The sequence below is a fragment of the Pseudomonas sp. D8002 genome, assembly GCF_013385695.1.
In the GTDB taxonomy this organism is placed as follows: Bacteria; Pseudomonadota; Gammaproteobacteria; order Pseudomonadales; family Pseudomonadaceae; genus Aquipseudomonas.
On record NZ_JACAPM010000075.1, the window covers coordinates 1 to 17,454 of the forward strand.

At 62.1% G+C, this 17,454-nt stretch carries 18 protein-coding genes; 10 read left to right on the forward strand and 8 right to left on the reverse strand.

Annotated features, from left to right (window positions below):
- Window positions 1-114: 114 nt before the first annotated feature.
- From rluB to HX807_RS31255, 6 genes are all read right to left on the reverse strand, one after another.
- Window positions 115-1,362, reverse strand: a complete 1,248-nt coding sequence (rluB, locus tag HX807_RS31230) for a 23S rRNA pseudouridine(2605) synthase RluB (RefSeq protein WP_177052180.1) — start codon at window positions 1,360-1,362, stop codon at window positions 115-117.
- A gap of 143 nt (window positions 1,363-1,505) precedes the next feature.
- On the reverse strand, window positions 1,506-1,697 hold the full coding sequence (locus HX807_RS31235) for a DUF1289 domain-containing protein (RefSeq protein ID WP_008433107.1): 192 nt from the start codon (window positions 1,695-1,697) through the stop codon (window positions 1,506-1,508).
- A gap of 131 nt (window positions 1,698-1,828) precedes the next feature.
- On the reverse strand, window positions 1,829-2,788 hold the full coding sequence (gene scpB, locus HX807_RS31240) for an SMC-Scp complex subunit ScpB (RefSeq protein WP_102369771.1): 960 nt from the start codon (window positions 2,786-2,788) through the stop codon (window positions 1,829-1,831).
- Between the two features lie 12 nt (window positions 2,789-2,800).
- Window positions 2,801-3,499 (reverse strand): ScpA family protein, encoded by a 699-nt coding sequence (locus HX807_RS31245; protein WP_177052188.1) that lies wholly within the window; start codon window positions 3,497-3,499, stop codon window positions 2,801-2,803.
- Between the two features lie 120 nt (window positions 3,500-3,619).
- Complete coding sequence (locus HX807_RS31250) at window positions 3,620-4,249, reverse strand: L-threonylcarbamoyladenylate synthase (protein ID WP_003220075.1); 630 nt, start codon at window positions 4,247-4,249, stop codon at window positions 3,620-3,622.
- A gap of 13 nt (window positions 4,250-4,262) precedes the next feature.
- Window positions 4,263-5,126, reverse strand: a complete 864-nt coding sequence (locus tag HX807_RS31255; protein WP_003220073.1) for a PHP domain-containing protein — start codon at window positions 5,124-5,126, stop codon at window positions 4,263-4,265.
- Window positions 5,127-5,213: 87 nt separating this feature from the next.
- Here HX807_RS31255 and HX807_RS31260 point away from each other — a divergent pair, with 87 nt between their 5' ends.
- From HX807_RS31260 to HX807_RS31290, 7 genes are all read left to right on the forward strand, one after another.
- Window positions 5,214-5,810: a septation protein A gene (locus HX807_RS31260; RefSeq protein WP_003220071.1), complete on the forward strand. Its 597-nt coding sequence runs from the start codon at window positions 5,214-5,216 to the stop codon at window positions 5,808-5,810.
- Between the two features lies 1 nt (window position 5,811).
- Window positions 5,812-6,111 (forward strand): YciI family protein, encoded by a 300-nt coding sequence (locus HX807_RS31265; RefSeq protein ID WP_003220069.1) that lies wholly within the window; start codon window positions 5,812-5,814, stop codon window positions 6,109-6,111.
- Between the two features lie 106 nt (window positions 6,112-6,217).
- On the forward strand, window positions 6,218-6,625 hold the full coding sequence (locus HX807_RS31270) for a hypothetical protein (RefSeq protein WP_003220067.1): 408 nt from the start codon (window positions 6,218-6,220) through the stop codon (window positions 6,623-6,625).
- A 7-nt stretch (window positions 6,626-6,632) separates the two neighbouring features.
- Window positions 6,633-7,310 carry a response regulator transcription factor gene (locus HX807_RS31275; protein ID WP_003220065.1) on the forward strand — a complete coding sequence of 226 codons (678 nt, stop codon included), beginning with the start codon at window positions 6,633-6,635 and terminating at the stop codon, window positions 7,308-7,310.
- Window positions 7,311-7,554: 244 nt separating this feature from the next.
- Window positions 7,555-8,019: a Spy/CpxP family protein refolding chaperone gene (locus HX807_RS31280; RefSeq protein WP_087692654.1), complete on the forward strand. Its 465-nt coding sequence runs from the start codon at window positions 7,555-7,557 to the stop codon at window positions 8,017-8,019.
- A 65-nt stretch (window positions 8,020-8,084) separates the two neighbouring features.
- Window positions 8,085-9,428, forward strand: coding sequence for a cell wall metabolism sensor histidine kinase WalK (locus tag HX807_RS31285; RefSeq protein ID WP_003220063.1), 1,344 nt, complete (start codon window positions 8,085-8,087; stop codon window positions 9,426-9,428).
- A 40-nt stretch (window positions 9,429-9,468) separates the two neighbouring features.
- Window positions 9,469-10,818, forward strand: coding sequence for a CoA transferase (locus HX807_RS31290; protein ID WP_177052182.1), 1,350 nt, complete (start codon window positions 9,469-9,471; stop codon window positions 10,816-10,818).
- A gap of 123 nt (window positions 10,819-10,941) precedes the next feature.
- Here HX807_RS31290 and HX807_RS31295 read toward each other — a convergent pair whose 3' ends face one another.
- Together HX807_RS31295 and arcD (HX807_RS31300) are read right to left on the reverse strand one after the other, a co-directional pair.
- Window positions 10,942-11,805, reverse strand: a complete 864-nt coding sequence (locus HX807_RS31295) for a DNA-3-methyladenine glycosylase (RefSeq protein ID WP_177052190.1) — start codon at window positions 11,803-11,805, stop codon at window positions 10,942-10,944.
- 2 nt (window positions 11,806-11,807) lie between these two features.
- Entirely contained in the window at window positions 11,808-13,235 is a 1,428-nt protein-coding gene (gene arcD, locus HX807_RS31300; protein ID WP_003220058.1) for an arginine-ornithine antiporter, read from the reverse strand.
- Window positions 13,236-13,648: 413 nt separating this feature from the next.
- Between arcD (HX807_RS31300) and arcD (HX807_RS31305) the strand changes: the two genes are divergently transcribed.
- From arcD (HX807_RS31305) to HX807_RS31315, 3 genes are all read left to right on the forward strand, one after another.
- A complete protein-coding gene (gene arcD, locus HX807_RS31305) occupies window positions 13,649-15,076 on the forward strand; it encodes an arginine-ornithine antiporter (RefSeq protein ID WP_003220056.1) in 1,428 nt (475 codons plus the stop codon).
- Between the two features lie 24 nt (window positions 15,077-15,100).
- Window positions 15,101-16,357, forward strand: coding sequence for an arginine deiminase (gene arcA, locus HX807_RS31310; protein ID WP_003220054.1), 1,257 nt, complete (start codon window positions 15,101-15,103; stop codon window positions 16,355-16,357).
- Between the two features lie 69 nt (window positions 16,358-16,426).
- Window positions 16,427-17,437 carry an ornithine carbamoyltransferase gene (locus tag HX807_RS31315; RefSeq protein ID WP_003220053.1) on the forward strand — a complete coding sequence of 337 codons (1,011 nt, stop codon included), beginning with the start codon at window positions 16,427-16,429 and terminating at the stop codon, window positions 17,435-17,437.
- The last annotated feature ends 17 nt before the right edge of the window (window positions 17,438-17,454 follow it).

Sequence of the window (17,454 nt, forward strand, 5' to 3'; positions counted from 1 at the left end):
CTCAACCATAGAATCTCCCACAATGGACCTGCTTTGCTCATAGAGCAGGTTCCAAATCCAGGCCAAAAAAAACGCCAACCCGAGGGTTGGCGTTTTTATGCAGCGCTTAACGAATCACTGCGGCTTCTTGCGACCAAAACTTGGACGCTGGCCGGAACCGGCCGGTGCACCACGACGCTTGCCCGATGGCGCGTCATCGACCAGCTTCAGGCCCGGGCGCTTTTTCGGCGATGGCTTGGCTGGACGTTTGGTGCTGGCGCTGTCGTCGGCACGGCCCGCAGCCGGAGCACCACGACCAGACTCGCCACGGTTACCGCGACCGCCGGCAGGTGCATCACCACGACCGGCTGGACGCGGTGCGCGCGGCGCACGTTCGCCATCCTGACGGGGCGGTGCCGAAGGACGACGCTCGCCTTCGATGTGCGGCTCGCGGGAGATGCGGCCGCCCGTGGCCGGTGCATCCAGCGCAGGGCGCAGGGTGCGGGCAACACGGTCGGTACGCGCCACCGGACGCGACGATTTACGCTGCATACGCTCAAGCTTGTCTTTGCTCTTGGCGTTCATCTGCGGCATGGCCACCGGCGTCAGGCCGACTTCGGCACTGAGGATGTCGACTTCGTACTGGCTCATTTCGCGCCAGCGGCCCATCGGCAGGTCGGAGTTGAGGAACACCGGGCCGAAACGCACGCGCTTCAGGCGGCTGACCACCAGGCCCTGGGATTCCCACAGGCGACGTACTTCACGGTTACGGCCTTCCATCACCACGCAGTGGTACCAATGGTTGAAGCCTTCGCCGCCCGGCGCCTGCTTGATGTCGGTGAACCTGGCCGGGCCGTCTTCCAGCACGACGCCGGCTTTCAAGCGCTCGATCATTTCGTCATCGACTTCACCACGCACACGTACCGCGTATTCACGGTCCATCTCGTAGGAAGGGTGCATCAGGCGGTTGGCCAGCTCACCGTCGGTGGTGAACATCAGCAAGCCGGTGGTGTTGATGTCGAGACGACCGATGTTGATCCAGCGGCCTTCTTTGGGGCGCGGCATCTTGTCGAATACGGTTGGACGGCCTTCCGGGTCGTCACGGGTGCAGATTTCGCCATCAGGCTTGTTGTACATGATGACGCGGCGCACCGATTCGGCGGCCTCTTCACGCTTGATGACCTTGCCATCAATGGTGATGGCATCGTGCAGGTCGACGCGCTGGCCAAGGGTGGCTTCAACGCCGTTGACCTTGATGCGCTTCTGGGTGATCCAGGCTTCTACGTCGCGGCGCGAGCCTACGCCGATACGGGCGAGGACTTTCTGCAGTTTTTCGCCTGCGGGGCCGATTTCCTGGGTGTCGTTCTGGTCTTGGTCACTCATCTTAAGCACCTCCCGGTGTGTCGATTCAGGCTTGGCCTGAAGATAGTAAAAGCTGGGCTTTTGGCGAACGCATCGCCAAAGGGTCGCGAATCATACGCTCATGGCGCGCGTTGCGCATCAGAGACTAGTCGATAAGTGCGGGCTCATTTGCCTTTCCGCCGACCGGTGGCACCCAGCGCCAGCAGGCGCAGCTCGGCTTCGGCGAGTACCGTGCGCTTGTCGACCTTGTCGAGTTTCTTCCAGGCACGGATCTCGCGCTTGCTGCGCCCGCAGCCCACGCAGATGTCATCGGTGAATTTGCAGACGCTGATGCAGGGGTCTTTGGTGGAGCTCATTTGAGTTCTCCTTGCTGGCGACAATCCAAATGTGGGAGCGGGCTTGCTCGCGAATGCAGTGTGTCAGTCGCCGGATGCTTGGCTGACCCACCGCATTCGCGAGCAAGCCCGCTCCCACATTTTGTTCTGCGTCAGTCTTCGAATTGGCGGCGCTCGTTTTCGATGGCTTCGGCCAGGGCGCGGGCTTCGTCTTCTTCGTCGCTCAGCGGCGGTTGTTCGAGCGCTGCGACGGCGGCCAGCAGTTTGGCACGCGCTTCGGCGACGCCGAGGATGTCCTCCTCGGGTTCAGGCTCGGGCTCATCTTCAACTTCGACTGGCAGCTCAACCTCAACGTTCAGTTGCAGCGCAGGCTCCTGCTCACCGTCACTGGCCGCACCATCACGCAGCAAGTCATCGAAGTCGGTCTTGATGCCCTGCTCCATGTCATCCAGTTCCAGCAACAATGTGTGGAAACTGGTTTCGTCCTTCGGCTCTTCCGGCTCGGCGCTGGCGTCGGCCAGCTCCTGCAACCCGGCGGGCACCGGTGCGTCGTCGAAATCCAGGACCGGGTCCGGCTCCATCTCCCGCAGCTCGGCCAGCGGCGGCAAGTCGTCGAGGTTTTTCAGGTTGAAGTGGTCGAGGAACACCTTGGTAGTGGCAAACATCGCCGGCTTGCCGGGCACGTCGCGGTAGCCAACGATCCTGATCCACTCCCGCTCCAGCAACGTCTTGACGATATGGCTGTTGACCGCGACGCCGCGCACGTCTTCGATCTCGCCCCGGGTGATCGGCTGGCGATAGGCGATCAGCGCCATGGTTTCCAGCATCGCGCGGGAATAGCGCTGCGGGCGTTCTTCCCACAGGCGGCCGACCCACGGCGAAAACTTCTCGCGAATTTGCAGGCGATACCCGGAAGCCACTTCCCGCAGCTCGAAGGCACGGCCGTCGCAGGACTTGCGCAGAATCTCCAGGGCCTTCTTGAACACCGGCGGCTCAGGGCGCTCGGCTTCTTCAAACAGTTCGAACAGGCGCTCCAGGGATTGCGGCTTGCCCGAGGCCAGGAGAAAGGCTTCCAGCAGCGGAGCCAGTTCGCGGGGTTCAGTCAGATTCATCGATTCAGCTCTTTATTCGGCTCGCGCCCGCACGTGGATAGCCGCAAAAGGCTCATTCTGGACCAGCTCGACCAAGGATTCCTTGACCAGCTCAAGGATCGCCATAAAGGTCACGACTACCCCCAGGCGCCCTTCTTCCTTGGTAAACAGTTCGACAAACGGCACAAACCCGCCGCCCTTGAGGCGATCCAGCACATCACTCATGCGTTCGCGGGTGGACAGTGCCTCGCGGCTGACCTGGTGGCTTTCAAACATATCGCCACGGCGCAGTACTTCGGCCATGGACATCAGCAACTCTTCCAGGCTCACGTCCGGCAGCAGCTTGCGCGCCCGGGCTTCCGGGGCGTCGAGCTTGGGCACCTCCACATCGCGGCCGACCCGGCTCAAACCGTCGATGCCTTCGGCCGCGGCCTTGAAGCGCTCGTACTCCTGCAGGCGGCGGATCAGTTCGGCGCGGGGGTCATCCTCTTCCGCCTCGATAGTCTCCGAGCGCGGCAGCAGCATGCGTGACTTGATTTCCGCGAGCATCGCGGCCATCACCAGGTATTCGGCGGCCAGTTCCAGGCGCACGGTCTGCATCAGTTCGACGTAGCCCATGTACTGGCGGGTGATTTCCGCCACCGGGATGTCGAGGATATTGATGTTCTGCTTGCGGATCAGGTACAGCAGCAAGTCCAGCGGACCTTCGAAGGCTTCGAGGAAGACTTCCAGCGCATCCGGCGGGATGTACAGGTCCAGCGGCATTTCCATCACGGCCTGGCCGTAGACCATGGCAAATGGCAGTTCCTGCTGGGCGCCCGCCTGGCTGTCGACGGCTTCCACGGCCGACATTCAGGCCTCGACCATGAACGGTGCCGGGTCGCCACACCCTACGCGCACCACTTCCGGCTCGCCGTCGGCCAGGTTGATCACGGTAGAGGCCTTGTTGCCGCCGTAGCCGCCGTCGATGATCAGGTCGACGTGTTTTTCCAGTAGCCGGCGCATTTCATAAGGGTCGTACAACGGCTCTTCTTCCCCCGGCAGGATCAGCGACACACTCATCAGCGGCTCACCGAGTTCGGCCAGCAGCGCCAGGGCGATCGGGTGTTCCGGCACCCGCAGGCCGATGGTGCGCTTCTTCGGGTGCAGCAGCAGGCGCGGCACTTCGCGGGTGGCGTTGAGGATGAAGGTGTAGGGCCCCGGCGTGTGCGCCTTGAGCAGGCGGAAGGTGCCGGTGTCGACCTTGGCGAACAGCCCCAGCTGGGACAGGTCGCTGCAAATCAGTGCGAAGTTGTGGTTCTTGTCCAGGTCACGCAGGCGTCTTACGCGCTCGACCGCATTCTTGTCGCCGATCTGGCAACCGATGGCGTAGGACGAATCCGTGGGGTAGATCACCACGCCACCGGCACGGATGATCTCCACGGCCTGTTTGATCAGGCGCGCCTGCGGGTTTTCCGGATGAATCTGGAAGAATTGACTCACGTGTTCTACCTGTTCAGACGGTGGCAATAATGGGGTCATGTTTGAAGCGACACCAAAGGGGCGGCAAATCTTCCGGAACGGCGCGGTACTCGCCAATCTCGGACCAGCCGCCGGGGCCATGAAAATCACTGCCGGCGCTGACCAGCAGACCAAATTCACGGGCAAGAATCGCCAGGCTGCCTACCTGCTCGGCGGGTTGATGCCCGTTGACCACTTCGATTGCGTGGCCGCCCGCTCCAATATAGTCGCCAATCAGCTTGCGACGCTTGCTGCGGGTGAAATCGTAATGCCACGGATGCGCCAGGCTGACCCAGGCACCTGCTGCCCGCAGTGTGCCAACGGTGTCTTCCAGGGTTGGCCAGTGTTGCTTGACGTCCCCCAGCTTGCCGGCACCCAGCCATTTGCGGAACGCTTCGGCGCGATCCTTTACAAAACCTTCACGCACCATCCAGTCGGCAAAGTGCGGGCGGGCCGGGGCGTTGCCGCTGTCACCCAGTTCCTGCTGGATGGCGCGGGCGCCTTCCAGGCCGTTGGGCATGCCCTTGAGGGCCAGCTTGCGGCTTATTTCTTCGGACCGCAGCCAGCGGCCATCGTGCAATTTGGCGATGGCCTCCACCAGCGGCGGCGCGTTGACGTCGAAACCGTAGCCCAATACGTGGATGGTTGCGCCGCCCCAGGTGCAGGACAATTCAACCCCGTTGACCAGTTGCATGCCCAACGCATGCGCCGCCTCGCGGGCCTCTGCCAGGCCTTCGAGGGTGTCGTGGTCGGTCAACGACAGGACTCGCACGCCTTTTTCAAACGCACGCGCAACCAGGACCGCGGGCGCCAGGGCGCCGTCGGAGGCTGTGCTATGGCAGTGCAAATCAACATTCACGGGAGTGTGTAACCTCAAGTCAGCTGGCGCTTTCGCTACCAAGGATGTTTGTTATTATGCCGCCACATCCAGCTTCTGGCTCTTACTGTGAAACAATTCATCGACTTCATCCCGCTGTTGCTGTTTTTCATCGTTTACAAAACCGACCCTCGCGTTATCGATCTTGCCGGCCACGAGCTGACCCTCGGCGGCATCTACAGCGCCACGGCGGTGCTGATCATCAGCTCCGTGGTGGTCTACGGCGCGCTCTTCATCTCCCAGCGCAAGCTGGAAAAAAGCCAGTGGCTGACCCTGGTCGCCTGCCTTGTGTTCGGCAGCCTGACCCTGGCCTTCCACAGCGAAACCTTCCTTAAATGGAAAGCCCCGGTGGTCAACTGGCTGTTCGCCCTGGCCTTTATCGGCAGCCACTTCATCGGTGATCGCCTGCTGATCAAGCGGATCATGGGCCACGCGCTGACCTTGCCAGACCCGGTATGGACCCGCCTGAACATCGCCTGGATCGTGTTTTTCCTGTTCTGCGGCGCCGCCAACCTGTTCGTCGCCTTTACCTTCCAGAGCTACTGGGTGGACTTCAAGGTGTTCGGCAGCCTGGGCATGACCGTGCTGTTCCTGGTCGGCCAGGGTATCTACCTGTCGCGCCACCTGCATGACACCGACCCTACCACGCCGAAAACCGAGGACTGACATGCTCTACGCCATCATTTCCACCGACGTCGCCAACTCCCTGGAAAAACGCCTGTCCGTACGCCCGGCCCACGTCGAGCGCCTGAAACAGCTGCAAGCCGAAGGCCGCCTGGTACTGGCCGGCCCGCATCCTGCGGTAGACAGCAACGACCCGGGAGACGCCGGCTTCACCGGTAGCCTGGTGGTTGTCGAGTTCGCCTCCCTGGCGGCGGCACAAGCCTGGGCCGATGCTGATCCGTATGTAGCGGCCGGCGTCTACGCCCAGGTGCTGGTCAAACCGTTCAAGCAAGTCCTGCCTTGATTCGTTGCGCGCTGAACCAAATGGCTTCAGCGCACTCCTAAACGCTCATTATTCCCGGTAACCTGCCGACAACGTTCTGAATATTCGTGTGGAATCAGGAGTTCCGATGCGCTTACGTCAGTTGTGTCTGTTGGCAGTGTTAATGATCGGGGCTACGGCCCACGCTGAAGAAACCTCGAACACCGGCAGTTCCACGCCCCTGTCCTTGAGTGCCGGCAGCCAGATCACCGATTTGCAGCAACGTTTGAAAGAGAGCGAACGCCAGCGCGATGAGCTGAGCAAGCAATTGCAAAGTGCTGACGCCACGCGGGAAAGTACCCAACTGAGTAAACTGCGCCAGGAGAACCAACGCCTGGTCCAGCAACTCAAAGAAGCACAGGGCAGTGCCTTGCCACGCTGGCTTACCGAGCAACAACAATGGTTCGTGACCGGCGGGGCAGTCGCGCTGATCGCCCTGTTATGCGGGATCTTCGCCAGTGGCGGGCACCGGCGCCGTCGACAATGGCTAAATTGAGTGAGTCATGAGCGAGCTGTTACTGATAGATGATGACCAGGAGCTCTGTGAGCTGCTGACCAGTTGGTTGAGCCAGGAAGGTTTCCAGGTGCGCGCCTGCCATGACGGCTTGAGCGCCCGCAAGGCATTGGCCGAAGCCGCCCCGGCGGCCGTGGTGCTCGACGTGATGCTGCCCGACGGCAGCGGCCTGGAGCTGCTCAAGCAATTGCGCAGCGACCACCCGGAACTGCCGGTGCTGATGCTCTCGGCCAGGGGCGAACCCCTGGACCGGATCCTCGGCCTGGAACTGGGCGCCGACGACTACCTGGCCAAACCCTGCGATCCTCGTGAACTGACCGCGCGCCTGCGCGCCGTGCTGCGCCGCAGCCACCCGGCCGCCGTGTCCACTCAGCTGGAGCTGGGCGACCTGTGCTTCAGCCCGGTGCGTGGCGTGGTCACTATCGATGAACAGGAATTTGCCCTGACCGTGTCCGAAAGCCGCCTGCTGGAAGCCTTGCTGCGTCAGCCCGGCGAGCCGCTGGACAAGCAGGAACTGGCGCAAATCGCCCTGGGCCGCAAGCTGACCCTGTATGACCGCAGCCTGGACATGCACGTCAGCAACCTGCGCAAGAAGATCGGCCCGCACCCGGATGGCCGGCCACGGATCGTGGCGCTGCGTAGCCGCGGCTATTACTACAGCCTCTAGCCCGCGTAGCAGCTGTCGAGCCTCGGCGAGGCTGCGACAGCATCGCCTCGGTACAGGTGTCAGACCGCAGCGCCTGCCTCGCAGCCTCGCCAAGGCTCGACAGTTGCTACGGTCGCCAATAGTTTTGTCAGCCCCGCCCAAAATCCTCTTTACCCAAGCTTTACCGTCCCCTGACTGCCGCTGACCTTGATCTCCGTAATCTACTCACATCCGGACTCACCGGAATAGAGACAGGAGAATCACCATGCGCAAGACCCTTATCGCTTTGATGTTCGCTGCTGCCCTGCCAACCGTTGCCATGGCCGCTGCGCCAGAAGGCCCAGGCCCGATGGGCGGTCCTGAAGGCCACATGATGGGTGGCCCAGGTCACGGCGGTGAACACGGCATGCGGGGCAAAGGTGGCCCTTTCAGCCAGCTGGACCTGAGCCCTGAACAGCGCCAGCAGATCGGCAAGTTGATGGGCCAGCAATGGCACGCTCGCAAAGAGTTGGTGCGCAAGTACCTGGACAAACTGCCAGCCGCTGATCAGAAAGCCATGAAAGACGAAATGGCGGCCGCCAAGCAGAAAACCCAGACCGACATCCGTGCCGTGCTGAAACCCGATCAACAGAAGAAATTCGACGAGATCGTGAAGAAACAAGCCGAGCGCCGCGCCGAGTGGAAGGAATTCCAGGCCTGGAAAGCCCAGCAGCCGCAAAAAGCGCAATAATGATCTAGCTTCACTCCCAGCCCAGTGGCCACCGCCGCTGGGCTTTTCCTGTTTGAGGATTTCTTGTGCGTTCATTGTTCTGGCGCGTCCTTGCCAGCTTCTGGCTGGCCATCGCCCTGGTTGCCGGGTTGTCGATCCTACTTGGGCATATGCTCAACCAGGACGCCTGGATTCTCAGCCGCCACCCCGGGCTCAATAACCTCGCGCAGGAATGGACGCAGCTTTACGAGGCCCAGGGCGAAGACGCCGCCCAGGAGCTGCTGCAGCAGCGCAAGCGTCAGTACCACATTGACGTGCAAGTGCTTAACGAAAGCGGCGAGCCTGTGGTGCGCGGCACCTTCCCGCGCCGCGCCGCCGCCCTCGAAGCCCGGCAAAACGACAGCCAGGACCGCCACCTGCCCTGGCGCCGGCTGACCGCCGAGTACACCAGCGAAAAAACCGGCGACACCTACCTGCTGATCTACCGCATTCCCCACCCGGAACTGGACGCCTGGCACCGCAGCAGCCTGCTCTGGCCGTTAAGTGCCCTGGCGATTGCGCTGGTGGTGCTGACCCTGTTCAGCCTGTTGGTGACGTTGTCCATCACCCGCCCCCTCAGCCGCCTGCGCGGCGCAGTGCACGACCTGGGCCAGACCACCTATCAGCAGAACAGCCTGGCGCGGCTGGCCAACCGTCGCGACGAATTCGGCGTACTGGCCACCGACTTCAACCGCATGGGCGCCCGCCTGCAAAGCCTGATCGGCAGCCAGCGCCAGTTGCTGCGGGATGTGTCCCACGAACTGCGCTCGCCCCTGGCCCGCCTGCGGATCGCCCTGGCCCTGGCAGAACGGGCCACGCCCGAAGCGCGGGAAAAACTCTGGCCGCGCCTGACCCGCGAATGCGACCGCCTGGAAGCGCTGATCAGCGAAATCCTGGTACTCGCCCGGGTGGACGCCGATAACGCCAGTGCCGAAGACATCGACCTCAACCCGTTGCTCCGGACCCTGCAAAAAGACGCCTTGCTCGGCGCGCCGGACCAACCCGTGCAACTGGATGCCGAGGCCGGGCTGCACCTCAAGGGCTGGCCGACCATGATCGAACGCGCGGTGGATAACCTGCTGCGCAACGCCCAACGCTTCAACCCGCCCGGGCAACCGATTGAAATGGAAGCCAGACGCCAGGGCGAACGCATTGTGATCAGTGTGCGCGACCACGGCCCCGGCGTGGATGCCGAACACCTGAGCCAACTCGGCGAGCCGTTTTACCGCGCCCCGGGGCAAACCGCCCAGGGCCATGGCCTGGGCCTGGCCATTGCGCGGCGCGCCGCAGAGCGCCATGGCGGCAGCCTGATTCTGGCCAATCATCAAGGCGGCGGCTTTATCGCCAGCGTGGATCTACCGCTGGAGCCTGGGGTTGTCATTCAACCCTGATGATCTTCTATGATGGTCCTTCTCATTAGGAGGGCCTTTGATGACTGATCTGCTCACCCCCATCCAGGAAGCACTCGATTTACCCGTCACCCCACTGGCCGTAACCGAAGTCGGCGCCCTGCCCTCGACCTTTGCCGTCACCGAACTGGCCAGCGCCAGCATCGGTGCCGCGGGCCAGGCGGTCGCCCAGTTGCTGTTGCAGCAAACCGGGCGCCTGCCCTCGGTGACCGTGGACCGGCGCCTCGCCTCGTTCTGGTTCTCCTCCTCGCTGCGCCCCGACGGCTGGACCACCCCGCCGCTGTGGGACCCGATAGCCGGCGACTACGCCTGCACCGATGGCTGGATTCGCCTGCACACCAATGCACCGCATCACCGTGCCGCCGCCGAGCGCGTACTCGGGCAGGTCGCTGACCGTGAAGCAATGGCCGCGAAGGTTGCGCCATGGACCGCTGCCGAGCTGGAACAGGCGATTGTCGAGGCGAACGGCTGTGCGGCGCAGATGCGCTCATGGCAAGACTGGCAAGTTCATCCACAAGGCTTGGCGGTCAATCAGGAACCGCTGGTCCATCGCCAGACCTTTGCAGCCCTCAGCGACAAACCCTGGCTGGGCTCGGTGGCAAGGCCGCTGGCGGGCATCAAGGTGCTGGACCTGACGCGCGTATTGGCCGGCCCCACCGCCAGCCGTTTTCTCGCAGGCCTCGGCGCCGATGTACTGCGCATCGACTCCCCTGACTGGAACGAACCCGGCGTGGTGCCGGAAATGACCCTGGGCAAACGTTGCGCCCGCCTGGACCTGAAAAACCCCGACGACCGCCTGATCTTCGAAAACCTGCTCAAGAACACCGACATTCTGCTGCACGGCTACCGCGCCGATGCTTTGGAGCAGTTGGGCTACGGTGAGGCCGCGCTGCAAGCCCTCGCGCCTGGCCTGATCGACGCCAGCCTCAACGCTTACGGCTGGAGCGGCCCGTGGCGCAATCGCCGGGGGTTCGACAGCCTGGTGCAGATGAGCACCGGGATTGCCGAGGCTGGCAGGCAGTGGAAAAACTCGGAAAAACCGGTGCCGCTGCCGTTGCAGGCGCTGGACCACGCCACCGGGTATTTGATGGCGGCCAGTGCGATCCAGGCGTTGAGTGAACGCTTGAAATCCGGCCGCGGCGGTTCGGCACTGTTGTCCCTCGCGCGCACGGCAAAGCTGTTGGTGGACGCAGGACAAGTCCCTGAACAACTACCGCTGCGGGCCGAAGAACCGGGTGATCAAGGCTTGGTGGTGGAGCAAACCGCCTGGGGCCCGGCCCACCGCTTGCTGCCCCCGGTGACCATCAGCGGGACACCGTTGCAGTGGGACTTGCCCGCAGGGGAATTGGGCTCACACCGCCCTCAGTGGTGACCGAAGATCCTGTGGCGAGGGAGCTTGCTCCCGCTGGACTGCGCAGCAGGCCCCAGCTTTTGGGTCAATGGGGCCGCTTCGCGCCCCAGCGGGAGCAAGCTCCCTCGCCACAGGTATGCAGAATCAATCCGCGCGGCTCAGTGATGTCCACAAATGCTGCGCCGCATAGGCTCTAAGCGGTCGCCAGGCCTCAGCCCGCGCCAGCAACTGGCGCGGGCTCACCGGCCCGCCTTCCAGCGCCACCAGCGCATTGATCAAACCGATATCCCCCGAGGCAAACGCATCCTGCTCGCGCATCTGGCGCATGGCGATGTACTGCGCCGTCCAGTCACCAATCCCGGGTAATGCGACCAACCGCGCCACACCTTCCTTCAGGTTCGCCTTCGCCTGGAAGATCTGCGGGTCATCCAGCAACGCCTGGGCCACGCCCGACAAGGTACGCCCGCGACTTTTCGGCATGCCGAGGGTTGCCAAATCTGCGGCTGCCAGCACCTCGGCCGAAGGAAACACATGGGTCACACCGGCATGGGGCGTCACCAGCGGCGTGCCGTACTGCGCCACCAGCTTGCCCGCCAGCTTGATCGCCGCCACCACGCTAATCTGCTGGCCCAACACCGCGCGGATCGCCAACTCCAGCCCATCCCAGGTTCCCGGCACCCGCAAGCCAGGACGCGCCGCCACCAAGCTCGCCATCAAGGGATCATTCGCCAATTGCCGGTTGATCCGCTTCGGGTCAGCCGACAGGTCAAACATGTCCCGTAACCGCCGCTCAATTTCCGGCAACGCTGCCGGGTCGGGGAAGCCCACCGTTACCTCAAGCCAATCACCGGCCCCGGGCGACACACTGAGCCAACCCTGCTGACCGTCGACACTGATACTGCGCGAGTAAACGCCAGCGTCCACCGTCTCCATCCCGCTGATCGCCCGCGCCGACAAAAAGCCCGACATCGCCGCCCAGTCATACGGCGCCTGATACGCCAGCTGCATTCTCACAACGACAATACCCCGCTGTACAACCCATACGCCGCCAGGCTCGCCCCGGCGATCACGCAGGCGAAAATGCCTTTTTCCAGATGGGTAAACAAGGGCTGGCCCTGCTCGCGCTTGGCCAGGGCAAACAGGATCACGCCCGGTGCATACAGCAGCGCCGACAGCAGCAAGTACTTCAGGCCACCGGCGTAGAGCAGCCACACCGCATAGGCCAGGGCGATCAGGCTCACCAGCAGGTCCTTGGTGCGTTCGCCATGGGCGCCTTCGTAGGTTTCACCGCGGCCGCTCAACAGCACCGCATACGCCGCCGACCACAGATAGGGCACCAGGATCATCGACGACGCCAGGTAGATCAGGGTGGTGTAGGTACTTTCCGAAAACAGCGTGATCACCAGGAACAGCTGGATCATCACATTGGTCAGCCACAGCGCATTGACCGGCACCTGATTGACGTTTTCCTTTTTCAGGAACGCCGGCATGGTCTTGTCATGGGCGGTGGCGTAGAGGATTTCGGCGCAGAGCAAGGCCCACGACAGCAGCGCGCCCAACAGCGAAACCGCCAGGCCGATGCTGATCAACAGCGCGCCCCACGGGCCAACGATATGTTCCAGCACCCCGGCCAGGGACGGGTTTTGCAGGTTGGCCAGTTCCGGCTGGCTCATGATCCCGAGCGACAGCAGGTTGACCAATACCAGCAGCGCCAACACCCCCAGGAAACCGATGACCGTGGCCCGGCCCACGTCCGAGCGTTTCTCGGCCCGCGCCGAGTAGACACTGGCGCCCTCGATGCCGATAAACACAAACACCGTGACCAGCATCATGTTGCGCACCTGATCCACCACGCCGCCGAAATTCGGATTACTCAGGCCCCAGATATCCCGGGTAAAGATGTCGGCCTTGAATGCCACGGCGGCGATCACGATAAACATCACCAGCGGTACGATCTTGGCCACGGTGGTGATCTGGTTGATGAACGCCGCCTCCTTGATCCCGCGCATCACCAAAAAATGCACGGCCCACAGCAACACCGACGCGCAGCCAATCGCCACCGGGGTATTGCCCTGGCCGAACACCGGAAAAAAGTAGCCGAGGGTACTGAATAGCAACACGAAGTAACCGACGTTGCCCATCCAGGCACTGATCCAGTAGCCCCAGGCCGACGAGAAACCCATGTAGTCGCCGAACCCGGCCTTGGCGTACGCGTATACGCCGGAATCCAGTTCCGGCTTGCGGTTGGCCAGGGTCTGGAACACAAAGGCCAGGGTCAGCATGCCCACGGCGGTAATGCCCCAGCCAATCAACACCGCGCCTACCTCGGCCCGCGCCGCCATGTTCTGCGGTAACGAGAAAATCCCGCCGCCGATCATCGAGCCCACCACCAGGGCGATCAAGGCATTGAGGCGCAGCTTTTCCGAGGATTGGGACATGAACACTCCTGAACAAAACAACCATTGAGCCAACAACTGTGCACTCAACTAATTTATTAAGCCGGCGCAGCGTTTATTAGATATAGCCAACAAAGGCGCCTGCTTCATAACTTAAAGGCATGACAATAAACAGCGTTAAGGCAAATTTATAATTTAAATAACGCTGCGCTGTAAAAGTTTGCATATCTGCAAATACGGGCTAGCTTCAAAGGTCCACGCTAATGAGAAAACCTGTTGTTTGAAACGCAGAACCGCTCTACGACGAGCCTCTGCGAGGCACTTGAGCGCCCGTACCTTTCATCATAAGTCATTAATTCACAATGGAATGTGCCAATGAAGTGATCTGAGTCAGCTGTTTGATTAGCGCACGGATTTATTCTGTGGTCTCTCTTCTCCTGCATTGGAGTCATGCGATGTCTGAATCTCCCGGAAAACTTCGACTCGGCGCACTGGTTGCACTTGTCGTGGGTTCAATGATTGGTGGCGGGATCTTCTCACTGCCGCAAAACATGGCGGCCAGCGCCGATGTCGGCGCGGTACTGATTGGTTGGGTGATCACCGCCGTGGGCATGTTGACCCTGGCGTTCGTGTTCCAGACCCTGGCCAATCGCAAGCCCGACCTCGACGGCGGGGTCTATGCCTATGCCAAGGCCGGGTTTGGCGACTACATGGGTTTCTCATCCGCCTGGGGTTACTGGATCAGTGCCTGGTTGGGCAACGTCGGCTATTTCGTGCTGCTGTTCAGCACCCTCGGTTACTTCTTCCCCATCTTCGGCGAAGGCAACACCCCGGCGGCGGTGATCGGCGCGTCGGTGCTGCTGTGGGCCGTGCACTTCCTGGTACTGCGCGGGATCAAGGAAGCCGCGTTCATCAACCTGGTGACCACCATCGCCAAGGTGGTGCCGCTGGTGCTGTTTGTGTTGATCGCGCTCTTCGCGTTCAAGCTGGACATCTTCACCGCCGACATCTGGGGCGTGAAAAACCCGGACCTGGGCAGCGTGATGAACCAGGTGCGCAACATGATGCTGGTCACCGTCTGGGTGTTCATCGGCATTGAGGGTGCGAGCATCTTCTCGTCCCGCGCCGAAAAACGCTCCGACGTCGGCAAGGCCACGGTGATTGGTTTTATCACCGTGCTGCTGTTCCTGATGCTGGTGAACGTGCTGTCCCTGGGGATCATGACCCAACCGGAATTGGCCAAGCTGCAAAACCCGTCGATGGCCGCCGTGCTGGAGCATGTGGTGGGTCACTGGGGCGCGGTATTGATCAGCGTCGGCTTGATCATTTCCTTGCTGGGGGCGCTGCTGTCGTGGGTGCTGCTGTGTGCGGAGATCATGTTCGCCGCCGCCAAGGACCACACCATGCCGGAGTTCCTGCGTAAGGAAAACGCCAACCACGTGCCGGCCAACGCCCTGTGGCTGACCAACGCCATGGTGCAGATTTTCCTGGTGATCACGCTGTTCTCGGCCAGCACTTACCTGTCGCTGATCTACCTCGCCACCTCGATGATCCTGGTGCCTTACCTGTGGTCGGCGGCCTATGCACTGCTGCTGGCGGTGCGCGGTGAAACCTATGAAAGCGCCCCGGGCGAACGCAGGAAAGACCTGCTGATCGGCGCCATCGCGTTGATCTACGCGGTCTGGCTGCTGTACGCCGGTGGCACCAAGTACCTGTTGCTGTCCGCCCTGCTCTACGCCCCTGGCGTGATCCTGTTCGCCATGGCCAAGCATGAATTGGGCAAACCGATTTTCACCAACGTCGAGAAGCTGATTTTCGCCGCAGTCGTCATAGGCGCCCTCGTGGCGGGCTATGGCCTCTACTCCGGCTTCCTGACCCTGTAATCATTGTTCACTGGAGGATCTGTAATGACCACGGAAAAAGTGAAGTACGGCGTACATTCCGAAGCCGGCAAACTGCGCAAAGTCATGGTGTGCTCCCCAGGTTTGGCCCACCAGCGGCTGACCCCAAACAACTGCGATGAACTGCTGTTCGATGACGTGCTGTGGGTAGCCCAGGCCAAGCGCGACCACTTCGACTTCGTGACCAAGATGCGCGAGCGCGACATCGATGTGCTGGAAATGCACAACCTGCTGACCGACATCGTCGCCATCCCCGAAGCGCTGGACTGGATCCTGGAGCGCAAGATCACCGCCAACCAGGTGGGCCTGGGGCTGGTCAATGAGGTCAGCTCGTGGCTGCGCAGCCTGGAGCCGCGCAAGGTCGCCGAGTACCTGATCGGTGGCGTGTCGGCCGATGACCTGCCGAGCAGTTTCGGTGGCAAGACCATCGAGATGTTCCGCGATTTCCTCGGCCACTCAAGCTTCATCCTGCCGCCGCTGCCCAACACCCAGTTCACCCGCGACACCACCTGCTGGATCTACGGTGGCGTGACGCTGAACCCGATGTACTGGCCGGCGCGACGCCAGGAAACCCTGCTGGCCAGCGCCATCTACAAATTCCACCCCGAGTTCACCAACGCGGACTTCCAGGTGTGGTACGGCGACCCTGACCAGGAACACGGCAACGCCACCCTGGAAGGCGGCGACGTGATGCCGATTGGTAACGGCGTGGTGTTGATCGGCATGGGCGAGCGTTCCTCGCGCCAGGCCATCGGCCAACTCGCCCTGAACCTGTTCAAGCACAAGGCCGTGGAGCGTGTGATCGTCGCCGGCCTGCCAAAATCCCGCGCGGCGATGCACCTCGACACCGTGTTCAGCTTCTGCGACCGCGACCTGGTCACGATCTTCCCGGAAGTGGTCAACCAGATCGTCGCTTTCACCCTGCGCCCGGACGAGACCAAGCCCGGCGGCATCGACATCCAGCGCGAAAAAACCAACTTCCTCGACACCGTCGCCGCCGCCCTGAACCTCAAGGCCCTGCGTGTGGTGGAAACCGGCGGCAACAGCTTCGCCGCCGAGCGCGAGCAGTGGGATGACGGCAACAACGTAGTGGCCGTGGAGCCTGGCGTGGTGATCGGCTACGACCGCAACACCTACACCAACACCTTGCTGCGCAAGGCCGGTGTGGAAGTCATCACCATCAGCGCCGGTGAACTCGGCCGTGGCCGTGGCGGCGGCCACTGCATGACTTGCCCGATCATTCGCGACCCAATCGACTACTGATATTCAAACCCTGGCCGCCGCTCATAAGGCGCCGGCCAGGGGGATAACCTAAACAGAAGGAGATCCACCATGGCTTTTAATATGCGCAACCGCAGCCTGCTGTCGCTGATGCACCACACCACTCGCGAGCTGCACTACCTGCTGGACCTGTCCCGCGACCTCAAGCGCGCCAAATACACCGGCACCGAGCGTCCGCACCTGAAGGGCAAAAACATCGCGCTGATCTTCGAAAAAACCTCGACCCGCACCCGTTGCGCGTTCGAAGTCGCGGCCCACGACCAGGGTGCCCACGTCACCTACATCGACCCGGTGTCGTCGCAGATCGGCCACAAGGAAAGCATGAAGGACACCGCCCGCGTCCTCGGCCGGATGTTCGATGCCATCGAGTACCGTGGCTTTGAACAGGAAATCGTCGAAGAGCTGGCCAAGTTCGCCGGGGTGCCGGTGTTCAACGGCCTGACCGCCGAATTCCACCCCACCCAGATGATCGCCGACACCCTGACCATGCGCGAGCACAGCGACAAGCCGCTGCATGACATCAGCTACGCCTACCTGGGCGACGCCCGCTACAACATGGGCAACTCGCTGCTGATGATCGGCGCCAAGCTGGGCATGGACGTGCGCATCGGCGCACCGAAAGCCCTGTGGCCCCATGCTGACTTCATCAAGCAGTGCCAGGCATTCGCCGAGGAAAGCGGCGCGCGCATCACCATCACCGAAGACCCGAAGGAAGCGGTGAAAGGCGTGGACTTCATCCACACCGATATCTGGGTGTCCATGGGCGAACCCGTGGAAGCGTGGGACGAGCGCATCGAGCAACTGCTGCCGTACCAGGTCAACGCCAAGATGATGAAAGCCTCGGGCAATCCCCGCGTGAAATTCATGCACTGCCTGCCGGCGTTCCACAACAGCGAAACCAAGGTCGGCAAGGACATCGCCGCGCGTTATCCGAACCTGGCCAATGGCGTGGAAGTGACCGAAGAGGTGTTTGAGTCGCCGGCCAACATTGCCTTTGAACAGGCGGAAAACCGCATGCACACCATCAAGGCGATCCTGGTGTCGGCGCTGGCGGATATCTAAACCAATACCGCTCCCAC